This window comes from Snodgrassella sp. CFCC 13594, from assembly GCF_001590725.1.
Classification (GTDB): domain Bacteria; phylum Pseudomonadota; class Gammaproteobacteria; order Burkholderiales; family Neisseriaceae; genus Snodgrassella.
Genome location: NZ_LQXR01000020.1, coordinates 1 through 20,763, shown reverse-complemented (window position 1 = coordinate 20,763; position 20,763 = coordinate 1). Strand labels below are relative to the sequence as shown.

Here is a 20,763-nt window from a genome sequence, read left to right as displayed (position 1 = left end):
TTCAGGCAGCCCTACTGTTGCGTCAGTGCTTCCAAATTACCCGGTACTTTATTGATGCTGCCTGCACCCATATTCAGCAATACGTCGCCATCCTGCAATACATTCAATAACGTGGGTGCCATTTCATCGACACTGGCCACGTAAATCGGTTCCACTTTACCCAACACCCGAATGGCCCGTGTTAATGCTTTGCTGTCTGCGGCCACAATCGGTTCTTCGCCTGCAGGGTAAACATCGGTTAACACCACGCTGTCAGCGCGACTCAGTACCTGCACAAAATCCTCAAACAAATCTCGGGTACGCGTATATCGGTGCGGCTGAAACGCCACCACCAGGCGACGATCCGGATAAGCACCCCGCGCCGCCGCAATAGTGGCGGTCATCTCTACTGGGTGGTGACCATAATCGTCTATCAGCAAAGCCGTGCCACCATTGGGCAGTGGCAATGCTCCGTGATTCTGGAAACGGCGGCCTACTCCTTCGAAACTTTCCAAACCATTTTGAATGGCCGCAATGGGCACTCCGATTTCCAATGCCACCCCAATCACGGCCAAAGCGTTGAGTACATTATGCCGGCCCGGCATATTCACAGTCACCGCAAAGGGCGCTATGCCTTTTTTGCGCGTATGCACAGTAAAATGCATTTGGGCGCCGCGCGCTTCAATATTGCTGGCATACAAATCGGCTTCTGCATCCAAACCATAGGTAACATAAGGTTTTTGTATTTTAGGCAGAATCTGGCGCACATGCTCACTGTCGATACACAGAAATGCCTTGCCATAAAAAGGCATACGGTGCACAAAATCCACAAATGCCTGATGCAGTTTTTCCACATCATGGTCATAGGTATCCATGTGATCTGTGTCGATATTGGTCACCACCGTGAACAGCGGGGTTAAATACAAAAATGAGGCATCCGACTCATCGGCTTCGGCCACAATATATTCGCCTTTGCCCAGTTTAGCGTTGCTGCCTGCGGCATTGAGGCGACCGCCAATAACAAAAGTAGGATCCAGTCCAGCTGCTGCCAATACCGATGCAGCCAAACTGGTGGTGGTGGTTTTGCCGTGTGTGCCGGCAATGGCAATGCCGCGACCAAAACGCATAATTTCAGCCAACATCATGGCGCGCGGAATCACCGGAATTTTATGGATAAGTGCCGCCGCCACTTCTGGATTGTCTTTTTTTACTGCGGTTGAGGTCACCACCACATCAGCACCAGCAATGTGTTCGGCCGCATGACCTTGATACACGGCCACACCAATATCTTGTAAATGACGCGTGGCCGAATTACTGGTCATGTCAGAACCGGATACCCGATAGCCTTCATTGTGCAGAACTTCGGCAATACCGCACATCCCCGTACCACCGATGCCAACAAAATGAATGTGGCCAATTCGGTCTTTCATGTTTTCTTTCATGCACTCATCCTTTCAGGCAGCCTTCAGTTGCCTGAATACTCGTTTAAGGTGGTTAATGCTATGGTGGCCACTTCTTCTGCGCTATTGGGCATCGCCAATTGCCGCGCCTTTTTCGCCATCAGTAAACATTGACCGCGATTGAGTTCGCGCAATGTATCGGCCAAATATTCGGCATTCAGCGTGGTTTGCGGCATTAAAATGGCTGCACCCGCTTTGACCATAAACTGCGCATTCACCGTTTGATGGTCATCCACGGCATGTGGATAAGGCACCAGTACGGCGCCCACGCCTGCTGCAGTAAGCTCAGCAATAGTCAAAGCACCAGCTCGGCACACCACCAAATCGGCATCGCGATATGCGCTGACCATGTCATCAATAAATTCCACACAATGGGCGGTCACGCCCACTTCTTCATAGCGCGCTTGCAGCGCGGCAAGTTTGTTGCGACCGGATTGGTGGGTAATGCTCGGGCGCTGTTCAGCAGGCAATAATGACAATGCTTTGGGCACGACTTGATTGAGCGCATCGGCACCCAGGCTCCCACCAACCACCAACACCGTTAAGGCGCCATTGCGGCCTTCAAATCGCGTTTCAGGAGCCGGCAAAGCGGCAATATCGGCCCGAACCGGATTACCCACCAAGCCATCGGCATCGGCAAATACACCAGGGAATGCATACAAAACCCGACGCGCCCAACGAGACAAGACTTTATTCGACAAGCCAGGCACAGCATTTTGTTCATGCACAATCACGGGCACGCCCATGAGCTTGGCAGCTACGCCTCCAGGGAAAGTCACAAAGCCACCGAAACCGATGACTTCGTCCACATGGAATTTTTGAATGATGTGCCGGGCTGTCTGAACGGTTTTGGCCAAGGTTAACGGCAACATCAACTTCCGTTTCCAACCATTGCCACGTACACCCTTAATGGCGAGCGTTTCCAAATGGATGCCATATTGTGGCACCAACCGCGTTTCCATGGCGCCTTCACTGCCAAGCCAAATAACCTTATGCCCGCGCGCCTGCAATGCCTGCGCCACGGCCAAGGCTGGGAAAATATGACCACCCGTACCACCGGCCATCACCATAAAGGTCTTCACGCTCATGTTTGTTCCTCAGGCTGCCTGAAACCCATTCACACTTTAAAACCACGCATGACGCGGCGGTTTTCATAATCCACACGCATGAGCAAGCCCATGCACACCAGCATCACCATCACCGCCGAACCACCATACGACATCAGCGGCAAAGTCAGGCCTTTAGTGGCAGTAGGCCAATATTCACACCAATATTGAAAAAACTCTGTATGCCAAGCCAAATACCAATGCCTTTGGCCACAAACGCACCATAGAATAATTCCAAATCGCGCGCCTGTTTACCGATGGAAAAAGCCCGCACCACCAGCCATACGTAGCAACATATCAGCGCCAAAATACCCATGAAGCCAAATTCTTCGCCAATAACGGCCAAAATGAAATCGGTATGGGCTTCTGGTAGATAAAAGCGCTTTTCCAAACTCGCTCCCAAACCAACCCCAAACCAACCACCACGACCGATAGCCATCAACGAATGTGTTAATTGGTATCCTTTACCCAAAGGATCTTGCCACGGATCCAAGAACGCTGTAACACGCGCCATGCGATAGGGTTCAAACACAATCAACATCACCATAGCCGCCACGCCAATAGCCACCACGGCCGTAAACCATTTAAATGGCAACCCCGCTAAAAACAGCAAACCCACCGCAATCACCGAAACCACGACAAAAGAACCGAAATCAGGTTCCATCATGATTAAAGCCAAGCCAATACCCACAGGAATGGCGGCAAACCACACTTTTTTAAACTGCTTCAACACTTCTGCGCGCCGCGTAAAAAAACTCGACAAATACAAAATAATCGCCAATTTAAAAATTTCTGTGGGCTGCACATTAATCGGCCCAAGGTGTATCCATCGGCGCGCGCCATTGATTTCTCGACCCACACCCAAAACCGCAATCAACAAAATGACTGACACTGCCAAAATAATCGGCGTGGCTTTTTTCCATGTCCGCATAGGCACACGAAACGCAATAGCGCCCAATAGCCCCCCACTGACCAAAAATGCTGCCTGCCGAATCAAGTAAAAATACTGGCTGCCACCGTCATGCGCGGCATAGGCAATGGACGCGGAATACACCATGACCAAGCTGAAACAAACCATCAGCAACACCATCCACAGCAACGACTGATCCATGGTATCACCGCGACGCAATAACTTGCGATCCAGCAAACGTGATTCGGTAATCATGAGGCTGCCTGCAATTGTTGCACGGTATCGATGAACACTTGGCTGCGGTGTGCATAGCCGTGGAACATGTCATAACTGGCGCAAGCAGGACTGAGCAACACAATATCACCCGCATGGGCTAATGCATGGGCGCGTCGAGTGGCTTCTTCCAAGGTGGGAAAATACTCCACTGGATAAGTTGCCTCAACCAGCGCATCACCCACTTGATGACCATCAACCCCAATTAACAATACCGCGCGCGCTTTGCCATGCAAGGCTGCCTGAAGGGGTGAAAAATCCTGACCTTTGCCTTGACCACCCGCAATCAACACAATCGGTTTATCCAAACCCACCAAGGCCGCACAAGTGGCACCCACATTGGTGCCCTTGGAATCATCAATGTAGGTAACATCAGCCACTTCGGCCACTTTCTCAACCCGATGCGGCAAACCTTTAAAATCGCGGACATGCTGCAACAATTCGGCGCGCGGCAAACCAATGGCTTCACACAAAGCCAAGGCCACCAATACATTGGCGGCATTGTGGGTGCCTTGTAACTGAATCGCAGATTGAGCCAGCAGAGGCTTGTCAGCAGCGCTCAACACACCATTATTGAGCCAATAATCAGTGGATTTCTTGAGCGAAAACCATTTCACTTCGCGGCCACGGCGAGTCATCGCCTGGCAAAAAAAATCATCGGCATTCAATACTTGGATGGCATTGCCTCGGAAAATGCGGTCTTTGGCATGAGCGTAATCGAGTAAATCATCGTATCGATCCAAATGGTCTTCGGAAATATTCAACACCGTGGCCACGCTGGCATTGAGATGCGCAGTGGTTTCCAACTGAAAACTGGACAATTCCAATACCCACACATCCGCAGGTTTCCCCGCTCGGGCCAGATAGGCATCCAATACAGGCGTGCCAATGTTACCCGCCACCACGGTATCCAAACCACAGCGTTCACACAAAAAACCCACTAAACTAGTGGTGGTGGTTTTACCATTGGCACCAGTGATGGCGATGATCTTATTGTTCTGGCGCGACTCGTGGCCAGAAAGCAAATCAGCGAATACTTCCACGTCGCCCAAAACTCGCCCACCAGCAGCCTTAAATGCAGCAATCGGTGCTTGGCGTTGGCTCACGCCTGGGCTCAGCGCCAACACGTCATAATGCTGATCCGCCAGCGTTTCACCCAGGCTGCCTGAAAACAACGGCATGCCGGCAAAGCGGCTGACCACAGCCTTGGCCTGCTCATCATTTAATTTTTCATCATAGCCCGCCACCTGAGCACCTGCCTGGGTAAAAAACGCCAGCATCGACATGCCCGTGCCACCCAAACCCACTACCAAAATACGTTTATTGTGCCAATCCATCATGGCCAAATTCCTTTTCAGGCAACCTCAATGCTGCCCGTATGACGCTTTAGCGGATTTTCAATGAGCTCAAACCCACCAAAACCAAAATCATGGTAATGATCCAAAAACGCACCACCACCTGCGTTTCTTTCCAGCCTTTTTGTTCGAAGTGATGGTGTATCGGTGCCATCAAGAAAATGCGTTTATGACGGGTTTTGTACGAGCCTACTTGCAGCATCACCGACAAGGCCTCCACCACAAACAACCCCCCCATAATCACCAATACGATTTCTTGGCGCACAATCACCGCCACCGTACCCAAGGCAGCACCCAAGGCCAACGCCCCCACATCACCCATAAATACCTGGGCCGGGTAAGCGTTAAACCACAGAAAACCCAAACAAGCACCACACATGGCGGCGCAAAATACCACCACCTCATTGGCCCCGATCACGTGCGGCAACTGCAGGTAACGCGCAAATTCAGCATGGCCGCTGGCATACGCAAAAATGGCCAACCCGCCAGACACCAATACCACCGGCAAAGCCGCCAACCCATCTACCATCGGTAAGATTGACCGCATTGGATGTGCCCACAATCACAAAATAGGTCAGCACCACAAAACCCGCCGCACCCAAAGGGTAGGCAATTTCTTTGAAGAAAGGCACGATAAACGTGGTGGTATTCGACAAATGCGCCACAAAAAACAAAAACAAACCAGCGGCCAAAGCCACGGCAGACTGCCACACCATTTTGAACTTAGCTGACACCCCATGCGGGTCTTTATAAACCACTTTTTTCCAGTCGTCATAAAAGCCCAAAGCGCCGGTACTGAGCATCACCGCCAACAAAATCCATACATAAGGATTGGCCAGATTGGCCCACAGTAATGTGGACACCGTAATCGCCATCAAAATCAACGTCCCCCCCATCGTGGGGGTGCCGGTTTTCACCAAATGCGTTTGCGGGCCATCGCGACGAACCGCCTGCCCGACTTTGAGTTCAGTTAATTTACGAATGGTCCACGGCCCCAGCATCAGGCTAAATGCCAACGAGGTTAAGGCAGCCATCACCGCACGAAACGTGGTGTACTGGAACAAATGAAAACCGCTGACCCAGTAATGAAACAATTCGGCTAACCACAATAACATGTTGTTTTCCTTGTAGCGGCCACCCGGCCGCAACGGTTGTCGATTGGTAACAGGCTTTCAGGCTGTCTGAAAGCAAAATGCGTATTTTAAGGATTTATGCCCCAATTAGCGATGCTTATTGCGACACCAACGCGGCCACTATTTCTTCCATTTTCATGAATCGCGACCCTTTCACCAAAATAGTGGCACCCGCATGATCCACATCAGCCAAAGCCATAATCAGCGATTTTTTATCTGAAAAATAGGCTCTGTCGGCACCATAGGCTTCAGCCGCATAACGCGCGTCATCCCCCACAAATAAAGCCGTGTCAATACCGCGCGCTTTGGCATAGGCGCCCACTTCGGCGTGCAAGGCGGGGGCATTATCCCCCAATTCGCCAATCGCGCCCATCACCAACACCCGAGGTGGTGCAAAGGCTGCCAATACATCAATGGCGGCTTTATAGGCATCGGGATTGGCATTGTAAGTATCATCAATCACCAAGGCCCCATGAATACTGTGTTTTTGCTGCAAACGCCCTTTCGCATTGGCAAAATGTGCCAACGCATGCGCAATGTCGACCAAAGGAACAGCAGCGGCCAAAGCCAGCGCAGCAGCGGCCACGGCGTTGTGCACCATGTGTCGCCCAGGCACCGGTAGCGATACCCGTATCATGCCTTCTGGGGCACACAAATCAAATGCGACGCTTAAAGGCGCCAATTCAATATTACTGGCATGAACCGTCCCCTGCTCTACCCCAAAAGTTTGACTGCGATGACCCGTCAAGGCTGCCTGAAACAAACTGGCTTGACTGTCATCAACAGGCACGAAACCCATACCCTGGGTGTCTAGGCCTTGATAGATTTCACTTTTGGCCCGAGCAATATCGGCCACGCCATCAAATCCACAGCCCACGTGCGCGCGCAAAGCGTTGTTGACCAAAGCAAAATCTGGGCAAGCCAAACGAGTTAAATAAGCCAGCTCGCCAAAGTGGCTCATGCCCATCTCAATCACCGCAAACCGATGCTGTGATTCCAATTTTAACAAGGTCAAAGGCAGACCGATGTGGTTATTGAAGTTGCCTGCAGTGGCCAACACCGCATCGCTACCAGCAAAATCACGCAAAATACACGCCAGCATTTCTTTCACCGTGGTTTTGCCGGCCGAGCCTGTGATGCCAAAAACGGTGAGCGCTGGATTTACCGCCAAACGCCAAGCACGGGCCAATTGACCCAAGCTTTTTCAGTATCGTCCACAGGAAGGCACCGAGCTTTGGTGAGGCAATCCGCCCTACTTACCAAACACAAAGCAGCACCTTGAGCGATGACTTCATCGACAAAATCATGCGCATCAAACCGCTCACCCTTGAGCGCCACAAATACATCACCTGGCCGTATGTCGCGACTATCGATGACCACGCGTTTGACTGGTGCATTGGCTAAGTTCAGCGCTGTACCAAATGTTTGATAAATAAAGGCCAAGTCCAATTGTGCCATGATCTCAATCTCTTTCAGGCAGCCTTAGTGGCCGCTGGATAATGCCGATGCTCGTTGCGCCAAAGCGGCCCTCGCCACTTCAAAATCAGAAAAATGATGCTTTTCACCGCCCACATCCTGGTAGGTTTCATGTCCTTTGCCGGCAATCAGCACTATGTCGTGCTCATCTGCATGGGTAACTGTGTATTCAATGGCGCGGGCCGATCGGGCTCAATTAACTCAGGCGTCGGTACCGCAGGCAAAATATCTTGAATGATGCTTTGCGGCTCTTCCATACGCGGATTGTCACTGGTCACCACCACACAATCAGCACCGGCTACAGCAGCTGCACCCATTAACGGGCGTTTGCCACGATCGCGGTTACCGCCGCAGCCAAATACACACCACAATCGGCCATTATGGGGTTTGATTTCCTGCAACGTAGCCAATGCTTTTTCTAAGGCATCGGGTGTATGCGCATAATCCACCACCACCAACGGTTGGTGATCGCCCATGATGCAATCCATACGACCTGTAGCGGGACGAATTTGTGCCAATACCCGCAGCACTTCTTCAAAACCAAATCCATGAGCACACAACACGCCCACGCAAGCGGCTAAATTTTGGGCATTAAACCGCCCCAACAGATGTGTATGCACCACACCACAGCCCCAAGGGGTGTCCAAATGCACCTGCATACCCGTGGGTGATGCCTGAAAAGCATCAATCCGGATATCCGCCTCATCACTAAACCCATAGCCATAGACCGCGGTGGATAAAGTACCCGCCCGCACTTTTTCAGCCAAGGTTTGGCCAAATTCATCATCCACATTGATGATGGCGTGCTGCAAACCATCCCAATAAAACAATTTGGCTTTGCACGCACCATAATGAGCCATGTCACCATGGTAATCCAAATGATCCCGTGTCAGATTGGTGAACACCGCCGTTGTAAAGGGTACGCCGACCACTCGACTTTGATCCAATCCATGACTAGACACCTCCATCGAAACGATGCGCGCACCATCGGTCAGAAAATGACGCAGCCATGTCTGATTGGATACCGCATCCATCGTGGTATTGGCGCTGGCCTGCAAATGTTGCCAATAACCATTTCCCACGGTACCCATGATGGCACAGGGTTGACACAACAAATCCGCCGCTTGCGCCAGCCACTGGCTAACCGAAGTCTTACCATTGGTACCGGTCACGCCCCAAACAGTGAGCTGATTACCAGGGTAACCATAACAAGCCGCCGCCACTAAGCCTGCACGACGACGCAAATCGGCCACGCCCAAATTGGGCACCGACTCATCTGCTGGCCACTCATAATCATTGTCACGATCCCAAAACACAAAAGCAGCCCCATTATTGATGGCTGCTGAAATGTATTGGCGCCCGTCTGTGTATTCCCCTTGGCACGCCACAAAAACATCACCAGGTTTAACCTGGCGACTGTCTACATGCAGTGTACGGCCCGCCACTTGAGCCAAAACGTCAGTGGGCAAAATGAAATCAGCAAGGGGCTGTTGATGTGAAAACATGGCGGATTCAGTCTCATTGAATCAAAATCAAATGGGGTTTCAGGCAGCCTGCTCATAAAGGCTGCCTGAAGCAATCAACGTGTGGCCACGTGTTCGGTTTTGGCTTGTTTGAACGGTTTGGTAGGGGCAACACCCAATACGTTCAAAGTTTGCGCCATCACATCATGAAACACAGGGCCAGATACCACACCACCATAATACCCGTTGGCAGTGGGGTTTTGAATATTCACCGCCACAATGACACGGGGATTATCGGCTGGGGCAAATCCAATAAATGTCGCCATGTGTTTGCTCTCGGAATAGCGGCCATCCACCAACATCCGTGCCGTACCGGTTTTGGCGGCCACGTCAAATCCATCAATCGCCCCTTGTTGCCCAGTACCGCCCGGTTCGGTAACCGCAATCATCATATGGCGAATGGCTTGGGCTGCTGATGGGTTGATAATGGGCATGCCTTGTGGCTGCGTATTCAGTTTCAAGAAGCTCACCGGCAACAATTCACCATCATTGGTAAAAATAGTATAAGCCCGAGCCAATTGCAACAAGCTGACTTGAATACCATAACCAAATGACATGGTTGCTTGCTCAATCGGGCGCCAATTATGCCAATCCCGCACCAATCCCGTGGTTTCACCCGGGAAACCAGAGTGCATGCGCCGCCCAAAGCCCACTGAAGTATAAAAATCATACATCTGCTCCGGCGTAAACATGGCGGAAATTTTACTGGTGCCCACATTAGACGATTTCTGAATAATGCCACGCACATCCAAAGAAGGGTAATCATGGGTATCACGCACGGTCGCGGGCCCAATTTTATACGACAAGGTGTTAAACCAAGTAGTGGGTTTCACTTTACCTTCGTTAATGGCTTTGGCAATGGCGAAAGGCTTCATGGCGCTGCCCGGCTCCAACATATCGGTTACAGCACGGTTGCGCCGATGATCGCTGTCTGCGGCACCCGGGTTATTGGGGTCATAAGTGGGGGAATTGACCATCGCCAAAATTTCCCCAGTTTTGCCATCCAATACCACCACAGAACCGGCACTGGCTTGGTGTTTTTGCATGGCTTGATTCAGAGATTCATAGGCCAAAGACTGAATACGCTGATCCAGAGACAACACCATGTCCTTACCATTAACTGGCGGTTGATTGCGCGGCGAATCCATGCTGTCCACAATATTGCCTTTGTTGTCGCGCAGCACAACTTTACCGCCATCCCGTCCATGCAATATAGTTTCCTGCGACAATTCCAACCCTTCTTGGCCTTTACCATCGATATTGGTAAACCCAATGATGTGGGCAAACAAATCGCCCATGGGGTAATGACGCTTGCTTTCATGCTGGAAAGCCAAACCTTTAATGCCCAACGCCGTTACTTGCTGCGCCACTTCGGGAGGTAATTGCCGCTTCAAGTACACAAATTCTCGGCTTTTGCCACTCATGCGCGATTTAAGGGTATCTATAGGCACATCAATCAGTGTTGATAATTGCTGTAATTGTGCATCGCTCGGCAGTTGCGTCATAGCAGAAGGAATCGCATAGAGTGAGTCAGCAGGCGCACTCATTGCCAACACGGAACCATTGCGATCCGTAACCGTCCCTCTTTTGGCTACCAACGGAATGGTGCGCACAAAACGCTGATCACCTTGTTCTTTCAAGAAGGCATGCTGTTCTGTCTGCAAATACACGCCACGTCCTACTAGCAATGCAAATGCTGAGGCCAAAGCCCCCAATACCAATACAATACGGCCATTGGTGGTCACCGGCTTGGCTTGCTTGACCTGCCGGGTTACCATACGCGGTTTGTAATCGTTTTTAATCAACATAATTATTCCAATGGCTCTATTGGCCTATTTCAGGCAGCCTGATTGGGTGTTACGGTTTCACCACCAACATTTGCGTCTGTGCCAAAGTTGGTGGCTGCAATTGCTGCTCGGCTGCCGATTGCTGGATAAACTGATGGTTGGCCAATTTCGCCTGGGTGATTTTCAAACGACTGTAATCATCGTTCAAAACCCCTTCACCTTTTTGCGCTTTATCCAAAACAATAAAATACTGGCGCGAACGATCTTGCACGGTTACCACTGCAAAAGCCGACACCAGCACCAGCACCAATAAAAATACATTTAATTTATTCATGTTCTGCCCATGCACCCGTTGTGCGTTCAGCGACTCGCAAAACAGCAGAGCGTGCGCGTGGATTGGCGGCTATTTCTTCTGCATTCGGTTTTTGCGCTTTACCCACCAAACACAACGGCGGTTGCGGTCGTTCCGACTCTTTCACCACCGCCCAGCGTGGCAATGGTTTGGGTTTACTGTGCAAATGCATAAATTGTTTCACAATTCGGTCTTCCAACGAGTGGAAGGCAATCACGGCCAACCGTCCGCCAACTTTCAAGTGTTCAACCGCCTGCGGCAAAACCGATGCTATTTCTTCCAATTCGCGGTTAATGAAGATGCGAATGGCTTGGAAGGTACGCGTTGCTGGGTCTTGACCGCGCTCGCGAGTATGGACGACTTGTGCCACAAGCCGCGCCAGCTGGCCGGTTGTAGCAATGGGCGACTCAACTCGCCGCGCCACAATGGTGCGCGCAATCTGGCGACTAAACCGCTCTTCACCATAATTTTTAATCACCTCATGTATGTCGTTTTCATCAGCTTCGGCCAACCACTGTGCCGCCGATAAGCCTCGGGTAGTGTCCATGCGCATATCCAAAGGCGCATCAAATCGAAAACTGAAACCGCGTGCTGCTTCATCAATTTGCGGCGATGAGATACCCAAATCAAACAAAGCGCCATCAATTGCCTCTACTCCCAGGCGAGCCAAAGCAACATCCAAAGTAGCAAAGCCATCATGCACCACAGTAATTCGAGCATCCGCTGCTGACAGCTGATTGGCCACCGCAATGGCTTGCGGATCTTTATCAAATACAATCAAGCGACCGTGTCCACCCAGCTGCGACAAAATCAATCGTGAGTGGCCGCCACGACCAAACGTGCCATCCACATAAACACCATTGGCCTGCACCTGCAAACCTGCTACAGCCTCATGCAGTAAAACCGTGATGTGCTTCTGCTGGGTCATCTCATTACTCATAGCTGTAGCTGTGTTTTACTCAATTCAATCGCCAACATGTCTTCATCCATGTCCAGCGCCGCATTGTTTTGATCTTCCCAAAGTGCCCTACCCCACACTTCGATGCGATTAGCCCTGCCCACCACATAAACTTCTTTATCGAACTCAACCAATCGGCGCAAATTCTGAGGCAACAAGATTCGACCAGAGCCATCCAATTCCAAAGTATCGGCGTTGTGCAAAAGCAAATTCTGATAGGCCTGTAATACTTTATTTCCCGCCACTGGCAATTGCAGCAATTGTGTTTCGACATTTCGCCACTGCGGTTCTGGATAGAGCAGCAAGTGCGTCCGTTTTTCCAAAGTGGCCACCAGAAAAGGAGAAAAATGGCGCGCCAGCAGCTCTCTGAATTTGGCAGGAATAGCCAAACGCCCTTTGCTGTCTATGGTCAACTCGTATGCGCCACCAAACACCACATTGCTCCTTCAACTAGGATTTATCGCCCACTTTTCGACACTTTGCCCCACATGCCCACACTATAGGCAAGTTTTGTCAATGGGTCAATGAGATTTGTCATTTCCTGTAAACGCCAAACTCTAAAATGCATTTTCAAGACAGAGACTTATCGGAATGCAACGATTTGAATGACCAAAACTTCATGTCATATTTTGTGAAGAACCATCTTGTCATCCTGTTAAAGCAGCACCTATTCGGAAACAGCCGTTTATAATGCAGGCTTTCAGCTTCGGAAAAACATCATGTCGCAAACACCCGCTTTACCCCAGCCTTCATCAGCTGCTTTGGCCAGTAGTGAGTGTTTGCTTCGTGAAATCGCCACTGCCCTCGACCTTCACCAAGGCTGGCTGCCGTTTTCACAGTACATGGACATGGCTTTGTATCAACCACAGTGGGGCTATTACAGTGGTGGAACACAAAAATTTGGGCTCGGCGGCGATTTTGTCACTGCACCCACGCTCACACCGCTGTTTGGTCAAGCTTTAGCACGGCAGCTATTGTCATTATTGCCGCAAACCGCAGGGGTAATTTATGAGTTTGGCGCAGGCACTGGGGATTTAGCCGCCACAATTTTGTCATCACTGCCCCCGGAGGCAGTTCACCAATACTGCATTATTGAAATATCGGCCGAATTGGCACTGCGCCAAAAAGAGCGGATTGCAACACTCCTGCCGCAATGGGCAGATAAAGTAGTGCATTTAAACCGGCTGCCTGAAAGTATGGATGGGATTGTGATTGGCAATGAAGTTTTGGATGCCATGCCCGTAGAAATTTATGAGCGAATGGGCGAACAAGTTCACCGCATGGGGGTCACATTAAACAACACAGGATTGCAATGGCAAGGCCAACCAGAAACGGCTGCACCTGCTGTGTTCGAAGTACTCAATACTTTTCCTGATACTGGCGCTGCTTATCGGTCCGAATTGCATCCTCGCCAATATGCTTTTGTGTCCACGCTGGCGCAAAAACTCACGCGAGGTGCCATGATTTGGATCGACTATGGCTTCGACGCTGCTCAGTATTATCACCCACAGCGCAACGAAGGCACCTTGATTGGCCATTACCACCACCACTCCATTCATGATCCCTTCTTCCTACCTGGCTTACTGACCTCACCGCACACGTTAATTTCACTCGCATCGCCGATGCCGGCGTGGACCATGGTTTGGATTTAATCGGCTACACCACGCAGGCGTATTTCCTGCTCAATTTAGGCATTACGGAATTACTCGCACAGACAGGAAAACCAGAAAGCACGGCCTACATTCAGGCAGCCGCTGCTTGCCACATGCTTTTAGACCAACACGAAATGGGCGAGCTATTTAAAGTGATGGCTTTGGGTAAAAATATCGATGTGGATTGGCTGGGCTTTCGTGTTGGTGATTTATGCCATAAGCTCTAAACACAAAGACCCATCATTGAAATAAAAAAGCCTTTCAGGCCAATTAAGCGGCCTGAAAGACTTTCATATACCAAAGTCCAACTTAAGCAGATAATTCGCCCTTTTTCACTCGACGCCAATGATGCAATAAGGGCTCTGTGTAGCCATTGGGTTGCTCTGTCCCTTTAAAAATCAAATCACTGGCAGCGCGAAAGGCGCATGATGTGGTCTCATGCCCCGCCATCGGTTCATAATGGGTATCGGCGGCATTTTGACTATCAACCATCGCTGCCATGCGACTGAGGGTTTCTTTGACCTGCGCCTCAGTCACAATGCCATGCACCAGCCAATTAGCGATGTGTTGGCTGGAAATACGCAACGTAGCACGATCCTCCATCAGCCCAATGTTGTGAATATCGGGCACTTTCGAGCAGCCAATACCTTGGTCCACCCAACGGACAACATAGCCCAGTATACCTTGGCAATTATTGTCCAGTTCTTGTTGAATTTCCATCGGCGTCCATGACGGATTGACCGCCACCGGGATAGTCAGCAAATCAGCCAATAAATCAGCGCGATCATCAGCCAACTGCTTTTGTACTTCAAATACATTCACTTGGTGATAATGTAAGCTGTGCAACGTAGCAGCGGTAGGCGATGGCACCCAAGCCGTAGTGGCACCAGACTTGGGGTGGGCAATTTTCTGTTTCAGCATTTCTGCCATTAAATCCGGCATGGCCCACATGCCTTTACCAATTTGAGCTTTGCCAGGCAGACCACACGCTAGCCCTGCCTGTACATTATTGCGCTCATAGGCGGCAATCCATTTGCTGGCCTTCATGTCGCCTTTACGCACCATGGGGCCCGCTTGCATCGCCGTGTGAATTTCATCACCAGTGCGATCCAAAAAGCCCGTATTAATAAACACCACGCGCTCTTGGGCTGCCTGAATGCACGCTTTGAGATTCACGGAAGTACGCCGCTCTTCATCCATGATGCCCATTTTCAAGGTATTTCGCGGCAGCAATGTCAAATCTTCAATCGCACCAAATAAGTCATTGGCGAATGCCGCTTCTTCAGGGCCATGCATTTTGGGTTTAACAATATAAACACTACCAGAACGGCTGTTGGTGTTCTCACTGCGAGTGAGATCAAAAGGTGCAATCAACGCTGTCATCACCCCATCCAAAATGCCTTCTGGGATTTCGTGGCCATGTTGATCCAATACAGCCGGCGTGGTCATCAAATGACCAACATTACGAATAAACAACAAAGAGCGGCCGGGTAGTTTAAATTGGGTACGGCCATCAGGCTTGATGTATACCCGATCAGCATTTAATTTGCGTACAAATAGTTTATCGCCTTTACGTACTTCTTCTTGCAACGTACCGGTCATCAAGCCATACCAGTTTTCATAGACCAAAGTCTTGTCTTCGCCATCAACAGCAGCAACGGAGTCTTCACAGTCCATAATCGTCGACAGCGCAGCTTCCATAATCACATCTTTAATGCCGGCTGGATCTTGTTGACCGATGGCACTGGTTTTGTCGATTTGCACATCAAAATGCAAACCATTTTGCAGAAACAGCAAGGCAGTGGGTGCATCGGCATCGCCGCTGTACCCCACAAACAGTTCAGGGCTATGTAACCCCACTTTGCGACCTTCTTTTAAAGTTGCCTGAACTTGGCCTGCGATCACTTGATAAGCGATGGCATCTTTGTGACTACCTGCCACCAAAGGGATGCTTTGATCCAAAAATTGACGTGCGAACGCAATGACTGCGTCGCCGCGCTGAGCATTGTAACCGTTACCAGGGGCCAAATCGCCTTCATGGGCAATCACATCCGTGCCATACAGCGCATCATACAAGCTGCCCCAACGAGCATTGGCCGCATTCAAAGCATAGCGCGCATTCATGATGGGCACCACCAGCTGCGGTCCCGCTTGTTCCGCAATTTCACGGTCCACATTTTGCGTGGTAATGTGAAAATCGGCTGGAGCATCAACCAAATAGCCAATCTCTTTCAAATACGCTTTGTAGGCGACTAAATCAGTATTGGCACCCGGATGGGCTTGATGCCAAGCATCCATTTTTGCCTGAATGGCATCGCGCTTGGCCAATAAAGCCTGATTACGCGGCGCAAAGGCATGCACCAAATCACTGAACCCTTGCCAAAAACTTTCGGCACTGAGATTTTTATTGGGGTGCTCAGCCAAAACCACGTTGGCAACAAAATCATATAAAGTCTTGTCTACTTGCAATTGAGCGGCAGTTATATAGCTGGCCATCATATTCCTCACTTCTAAGTCTTATTTTTTTATGGATTCGGCATTACCTTGAAAGCGCTGAGGCATATAACCACAGGCTGCCTGAAACGCTATCACAAAAATGTAGTCTTGTGTAGTTATACACCAGTTACATCAAATCGACATCTGAAAATGCACTGCCTGATGCGTTTGCTTCCACCCAAAAATCGAATGACTATGCCACGTCTGTGGCCACATGCACGCTTTGCGGCTGAAGTGATTGTAAGCCCTGGGGCGCCATCGCCACCAGAAAACCACGCTTGCCGCCATTGATGTAAATCTCAGGCAAATCATAGATGGTGGCTTCCACATACACAGGCAACCCAGCCTTATTACCAAAAGGGCTGGTGCCGCCTACCAAATAACCGGTCCATTTGTTGGCTTGCTCGGGGCTGGCTGGTTCGATGTGTTTCATGTCCAAATCACGGGCCAGCTGCCGCGTGGAGATGTGTTTATCCCCATGCATCAACACAATTAAGCCCTGTTTGTGCTCATTTTGCAGCACAATGGTCTTAATGACAGCATGCTCATCTACGCCCAAACACACAGCTGATTGCGCCGTGCCACCATGCGCCACATAGGGATACTCGCGTGGTTCAAACACCACGTCATGAGCACGCAAAAAACGAATGGCGGGGGTGACTGGAAATTTATTTTTACTCATAACATTATAGATTTAAGTGATTGATTTTAATATTATCAAAAGCCACCAAAAATGACTTAATCTCATGTTAACATACCGCTTTACCACCACACCATGAGGAACATGATGAGTATCCAACATTACCAAAGCGGCAGTCGTTTGTCTGAAGCCACCATCGCCCAAGGCTTGGTGTTTTTGGCTGGCCAAGTTCCGACCAACGAAGATGATGGCATCACCGCGCAGACCGAAAATGTGCTGGCTCAAATTGACACTATTTTGGCGGCCTGTGATTCCGATAAAGCGCACATCTGTGAAGTGGTGATTTACTTACCCAATTTGGCTGATTACAACGGTTTGAATCAAGCCTGGGATGCTTGGGTAGTGCCGGGAAAAACCCCAGCTCGCGCCTGTGTCCAGGCAACGCTGGCCAATCCCAAATGGAAAGTCGAAATCAAACTAACAGCCGTACAAAAATCGACTCAGCCTTAACCACCACACGCCATTGAACACATTCACTGCGGCCATCTATGTGTTCAAATTATCCCTCGTTTCAGGCTGCCTGAAATCCAAAAACCCGGTTATCACAACCGGGTTTATTCATGGTTAATCAAAACAGCACACCTACTCAGCTGCGATAATCGGCATTGATGGACACATACTCTTTAGATAAATCACAAGTATAAATGCGCGCTTGCGCGTCGCCACGCTGCAAATCCACCGTGATGGTAATTTCCGGCTCTGCCATCACACGTTGGCCTGCTTCTTCAGTATAGCTATCGGCGCGACCACCACGTTCCGCCACCAATACATCTCCCAAATACACTTTCAATGCATTTACGTCCAAATCCGCAATGCCAGCATAACCAATGGCACACAAAATGCGCCCTAAATTCGGGTCACTGGCATAAAACGCGGTTTTCACCAATGGTGATCGGGCAATGGTATAGCCCACTTGGCGCGCTTCTTCAACCGTCAGCGCATTTTTCGTGTGTACGGTGATGAATTTGCTCGCGCCCTCGCCATCGCGCACAATGGCTTGTGCCAACTCCAGCGCCAGATCTGCCAATACTGCCTTAACCGCCACATAATTTTTATCGGATATGGCACTGATTTTACCTAGCTTGGTTTTGCCAGTGGCCACCACCACAAAACTATCGTTGGTACTGGTATCGCCATCCACAGTGATGGAATTGAATGAGGTTTGCGCCACCTCGGCCACCATTTGCTGTAACACAGGCTGGGCAATGGCTGCATCGGTAGCAATAAAACTCAACATGGTCGCCATATTGGGGTGAATCATGCCAGAACCTTTGGCAATACCGGTAAACTCAATGGTTTCACCTTCTATTTGCAAGGTGCGGCTGGCCGCTTTAGGCAGTGTATCGGTGGTCATGATGGCAGCCGCAGCCTGCGTCCAATGCACTGGCCGTACTTTCGGCAGCGCCGCTACAATTTTTTCTACAGGCAATGGCTCCAGAATGACGCCCGTTGAAAATGGCAACACCTGTTCAGGCTGACACCCAATCTGACGTGCCACCATCTGGCACGTCAATTCGGCATCATTACGTCCACGTTGGCCGGTACCCGCATTGGCATTGCCAGTATTGATAACCAAAGCGCGAATACCCAAATCAGCCGCCAAATGCTGCTTCGCAATTTGCACCGGTGCCGCACAAAATCGATTTTGGGTGAACACGGCGCCCACACTGTTGTTACCATTAAATACAATCAGCGTCACGTCATCATGCCCTGCTTTTTTGATGCCGGCTTGGCCCACAAATACCTGTGCCCCATCAATCGATACAATCTGATCGTCTGTCGGGGTATTTAAATTCACTGCCATTTTATGCTCCCTGATTTTATGCCACCAACCCATTGGCACATCGTCCTGATCCACCCAATCTGGTTAACATCTTAGCCCAACGCCATCTACCACTCAGAATATCCTATGCTTCGGCGGTACACATGCGGCTAAAGATATACAGTGTCACTCACGCCCACCAGGAATCGCATTAACCACTTCGCACCAGGCTAGCGCAGCCAGTGATAAAGCGTTTGTGTAGCCACCACCAACATGAATAAGCCAAATATTTTTTTCAATACATTTTGTGACATCCGCTGCCAACCCGCACACCCACCGGCGCCAAACTGACGGTGGCCAGGGCCATGACAGCCGCCACAGGCCAATAACAAAAGCCCACCGACCCTGTAGGCAAACCCGATACCGTCCAACCGGTCATCACATAACCCAGTGTGCCCGTAACGGCCACACACCACCCCAAAGCGGTGGAGGTGCCAATGGCCTGTCGAATGGACACATTACAATACAGGAAAAACGGCACCAACATGCCACCACCACCCACACCCACCCAGCTGGCAATACAGCCAATGGCGCCACCGGCACCGGCCATCCCCGCCGTATCAGGCAAATGGCGCGTGGCTTTGGGTTTGTAATTGGTTAAAGCCTGTACTGCCATCACATAGGCAAACACAATGAAAAACAACTGTAGTCCACGACTGGGTAAAAACCGGGTTACCGATGCCCCCAACAGTGCGCCGCCAATCAGTGCTGGCGCCATTTTGGGCAGTACATCCATGCGAATGTTATGACGTCGATATTGCGCGACCATGCTGGCCAACATGGTTAAACTCATCACTGCAAACGAAGTGCCCAGTGCCAATTGCTGGCTGTGCATGTTGGTGGGCGCCAAATGGTGCAATACCCACAACACCACGGGTACCACCACCATGCCGCCACCAATGCCCAGCAATCCGGCCAAGAAACCAGCCACACAACCCATGAGCAATAAAGCAATAATCAACGTGCTATCCCACATGTCTCTTCTTTTCTGTCCTTAAATCCTTGATTAACGGCTCACCACTTTAATACCATGTTGCCGCAATAGCGCGGCCGTCACGCCATCCCCATTTTTCAAGTTGCCTGAAAAATCACCTTCATAGATCCGTCCACAACCGCAGGAAGGGCTGTTTTGTTTGAGAATCGCCACTTTAACCTGATGTTGTTGAGCCACTGCCAAAGCCTGTTCCGCCCCCCGCACAAAAAATTCTGTGACATCGGTGCCCTGGAAATCAATCACCCGTGCCTTACTTGCCAGCACCGCAGCGCCATCTCCGCCTTGAATCTCAGCAGGCGGGCGCGGCACAGGCAACCCAGCAGCCATCTCCGGACAAAACGCTATCTGATGCACATCACCTTCCACGCCCAACTCGGTACACAAACATGCGCGACCATCATAGCGGACTTTTTGTCCGGCCAAACAAGCGCTGACCAACACAATGGGCTTGGACATTTCAGGCAGCCTGCTGGTTTCGACGACGCAGCAAACGCCATACATACATCACATAGCCAGACAAGCTATACAATAGGAAAAATCCAAACAGCACCACCGATGGCTGCCAAGTCACCACCAGTAACCCAATCACCGCCAAAATCATCACGAAAAATGGTACTTTGCGCCGCACATTGATTTCTTTGAAAGACCAGAATGGAATCTGTACCACCATCGATAAACCGCCAAAAAGTGTAATCGCCAGACACAACCAGCCCACATAAGGCAAAGCCTCAAAGCTGTGGTCAACCCAAATCAAGCCAATCACCAAAGCAGCTGCAGTGGGGCTGGG

Annotated in this window: 14 protein-coding genes and 5 pseudogenes; 2 read left to right on the top strand and 17 right to left on the bottom strand. The window is 50.4% G+C overall.

Annotated elements, in window-relative coordinates:
• Positions 1 to 11 precede the first annotated feature (11 nt).
• The 11 genes and pseudogenes from murC to mraZ all read right to left on the bottom strand — a co-directional run bounded on the left by murC (position 12) and on the right by mraZ (position 12,746).
• A complete protein-coding gene (gene murC, locus A2F46_RS10170; protein ID WP_066570099.1) occupies positions 12 to 1,409 on the bottom strand; it encodes a UDP-N-acetylmuramate--L-alanine ligase in 1,398 nt (465 codons plus the stop codon).
• Between the two features lie 35 nt (positions 1,410 to 1,444).
• On the bottom strand, positions 1,445 to 2,527 hold the full coding sequence (murG, locus tag A2F46_RS10165; protein WP_066570049.1) for an undecaprenyldiphospho-muramoylpentapeptide beta-N-acetylglucosaminyltransferase: 1,083 nt from the start codon (positions 2,525 to 2,527) through the stop codon (positions 1,445 to 1,447).
• 29 nt (positions 2,528 to 2,556) lie between these two features.
• Positions 2,557 to 3,710: pseudogene (gene ftsW, locus A2F46_RS10160) on the bottom strand (putative lipid II flippase FtsW).
• A complete protein-coding gene (murD, locus tag A2F46_RS10155) occupies positions 3,707 to 5,065 on the bottom strand; it encodes a UDP-N-acetylmuramoyl-L-alanine--D-glutamate ligase (protein WP_066570096.1) in 1,359 nt (452 codons plus the stop codon). Before murD ends, ftsW begins: the two are co-directional and overlap by 4 nt.
• 49 nt (positions 5,066 to 5,114) lie before the next feature.
• A pseudogene (gene mraY, locus A2F46_RS10150) lies at positions 5,115 to 6,198 on the bottom strand (phospho-N-acetylmuramoyl-pentapeptide-transferase).
• A 115-nt stretch (positions 6,199 to 6,313) separates the two neighbouring features.
• Positions 6,314 to 7,674: pseudogene (murF, locus tag A2F46_RS10145) on the bottom strand (UDP-N-acetylmuramoyl-tripeptide--D-alanyl-D-alanine ligase).
• Positions 7,675 to 7,698: 24 nt separating this feature from the next.
• Positions 7,699 to 9,197 (bottom strand): annotated as a pseudogene (locus A2F46_RS10140) (UDP-N-acetylmuramoyl-L-alanyl-D-glutamate--2,6-diaminopimelate ligase).
• Between the two features lie 74 nt (positions 9,198 to 9,271).
• Positions 9,272 to 11,023, bottom strand: coding sequence for a penicillin-binding protein 2 (locus A2F46_RS10135; protein ID WP_066570044.1), 1,752 nt, complete (start codon positions 11,021 to 11,023; stop codon positions 9,272 to 9,274).
• A 49-nt stretch (positions 11,024 to 11,072) separates the two neighbouring features.
• On the bottom strand, positions 11,073 to 11,336 hold the full coding sequence (gene ftsL, locus A2F46_RS10130) for a cell division protein FtsL (protein WP_066570036.1): 264 nt from the start codon (positions 11,334 to 11,336) through the stop codon (positions 11,073 to 11,075).
• Entirely contained in the window at positions 11,329 to 12,282 is a 954-nt protein-coding gene (gene rsmH / locus A2F46_RS10125; RefSeq protein WP_066570094.1) for a 16S rRNA (cytosine(1402)-N(4))-methyltransferase RsmH, read from the bottom strand. Before rsmH ends, ftsL begins: the two co-directional genes overlap by 8 nt.
• 8 nt (positions 12,283 to 12,290) lie before the next feature.
• Positions 12,291 to 12,746, bottom strand: a complete 456-nt coding sequence (mraZ, locus tag A2F46_RS10120; RefSeq protein ID WP_066570091.1) for a division/cell wall cluster transcriptional repressor MraZ — start codon at positions 12,744 to 12,746, stop codon at positions 12,291 to 12,293.
• A gap of 285 nt (positions 12,747 to 13,031) precedes the next feature.
• On the opposite strand from mraZ, the pseudogene A2F46_RS10115 reads away from it, so the two are divergent.
• A pseudogene (locus tag A2F46_RS10115) lies at positions 13,032 to 14,191 on the top strand (class I SAM-dependent methyltransferase).
• Between the two features lie 82 nt (positions 14,192 to 14,273).
• On the opposite strand, the gene A2F46_RS10110 reads toward A2F46_RS10115, so the two are convergent.
• Together A2F46_RS10110 and A2F46_RS10105 are read right to left on the bottom strand one after the other, a co-directional pair.
• Positions 14,274 to 16,463 carry a malate synthase G gene (locus A2F46_RS10110; RefSeq protein ID WP_066570033.1) on the bottom strand — a complete coding sequence of 730 codons (2,190 nt, stop codon included), beginning with the start codon at positions 16,461 to 16,463 and terminating at the stop codon, positions 14,274 to 14,276.
• Positions 16,464 to 16,653: 190 nt separating this feature from the next.
• Complete coding sequence (locus tag A2F46_RS10105; RefSeq protein ID WP_066570030.1) at positions 16,654 to 17,142, bottom strand: YbaK/EbsC family protein; 489 nt, start codon at positions 17,140 to 17,142, stop codon at positions 16,654 to 16,656.
• 102 nt (positions 17,143 to 17,244) lie between these two features.
• Here A2F46_RS10105 and A2F46_RS10100 point away from each other — a divergent pair, with 102 nt between their 5' ends.
• On the top strand, positions 17,245 to 17,610 hold the full coding sequence (locus A2F46_RS10100; protein ID WP_369796337.1) for a RidA family protein: 366 nt from the start codon (positions 17,245 to 17,247) through the stop codon (positions 17,608 to 17,610).
• A 136-nt stretch (positions 17,611 to 17,746) separates the two neighbouring features.
• Here the strand turns inward: A2F46_RS10100 and argJ are convergent, their stop codons facing one another.
• The 4 genes from argJ to A2F46_RS12655 all read right to left on the bottom strand — a co-directional run.
• On the bottom strand, positions 17,747 to 18,964 hold the full coding sequence (gene argJ, locus A2F46_RS10095) for a bifunctional glutamate N-acetyltransferase/amino-acid acetyltransferase ArgJ (RefSeq protein WP_066570088.1): 1,218 nt from the start codon (positions 18,962 to 18,964) through the stop codon (positions 17,747 to 17,749).
• A gap of 253 nt (positions 18,965 to 19,217) precedes the next feature.
• On the bottom strand, positions 19,218 to 19,958 hold the full coding sequence (locus tag A2F46_RS10090) for a sulfite exporter TauE/SafE family protein (RefSeq protein WP_082783662.1): 741 nt from the start codon (positions 19,956 to 19,958) through the stop codon (positions 19,218 to 19,220).
• A 30-nt stretch (positions 19,959 to 19,988) separates the two neighbouring features.
• Positions 19,989 to 20,432, bottom strand: coding sequence for a DUF523 domain-containing protein (locus A2F46_RS10085; protein ID WP_197457640.1), 444 nt, complete (start codon positions 20,430 to 20,432; stop codon positions 19,989 to 19,991).
• Position 20,433: 1 nt separating this feature from the next.
• Positions 20,434 to 20,763 (bottom strand): phosphatidylcholine/phosphatidylserine synthase (locus A2F46_RS12655; protein ID WP_369796336.1); only part of this gene is annotated, 330 nt, incomplete at its 5' end.

Bases quoted from the DNA above. Each gene is read 5' to 3' on its own strand.
- murC (WP_066570099.1), bottom strand. From the start codon at position 1,409: ATGAAAGACCGAATTGGCCACATTCATTTTGTTGGCATCGGTGGTACG.
- murG (WP_066570049.1), bottom strand. From the start codon at position 2,527: ATGAGCGTGAAGACCTTTATGGTGATGGCCGGTGGTACGGGTGGTCAT.
- murD (WP_066570096.1), bottom strand. From the start codon at position 5,065: ATGGATTGGCACAATAAACGTATTTTGGTAGTGGGTTTGGGTGGCACG.
- A2F46_RS10135 (WP_066570044.1), bottom strand. From the start codon at position 11,023: ATGTTGATTAAAAACGATTACAAACCGCGTATGGTAACCCGGCAGGTC.
- ftsL (WP_066570036.1), bottom strand. From the start codon at position 11,336: ATGAATAAATTAAATGTATTTTTATTGGTGCTGGTGCTGGTGTCGGCT.
- rsmH (WP_066570094.1), bottom strand. From the start codon at position 12,282: ATGACCCAGCAGAAGCACATCACGGTTTTACTGCATGAGGCTGTAGCA.
- A2F46_RS10110 (WP_066570033.1), bottom strand. From the start codon at position 16,463: ATGATGGCCAGCTATATAACTGCCGCTCAATTGCAAGTAGACAAGACT.
- A2F46_RS10105 (WP_066570030.1), bottom strand. From the start codon at position 17,142: ATGAGTAAAAATAAATTTCCAGTCACCCCCGCCATTCGTTTTTTGCGT.
- A2F46_RS10100 (WP_369796337.1), top strand. From the start codon at position 17,245: ATGATGAGTATCCAACATTACCAAAGCGGCAGTCGTTTGTCTGAAGCC.
- argJ (WP_066570088.1), bottom strand. From the start codon at position 18,964: ATGGCAGTGAATTTAAATACCCCGACAGACGATCAGATTGTATCGATT.
- A2F46_RS10090 (WP_082783662.1), bottom strand. From the start codon at position 19,958: ATGTGGGATAGCACGTTGATTATTGCTTTATTGCTCATGGGTTGTGTG.
- A2F46_RS10085 (WP_197457640.1), bottom strand. From the start codon at position 20,432: ATGTCCAAGCCCATTGTGTTGGTCAGCGCTTGTTTGGCCGGACAAAAA.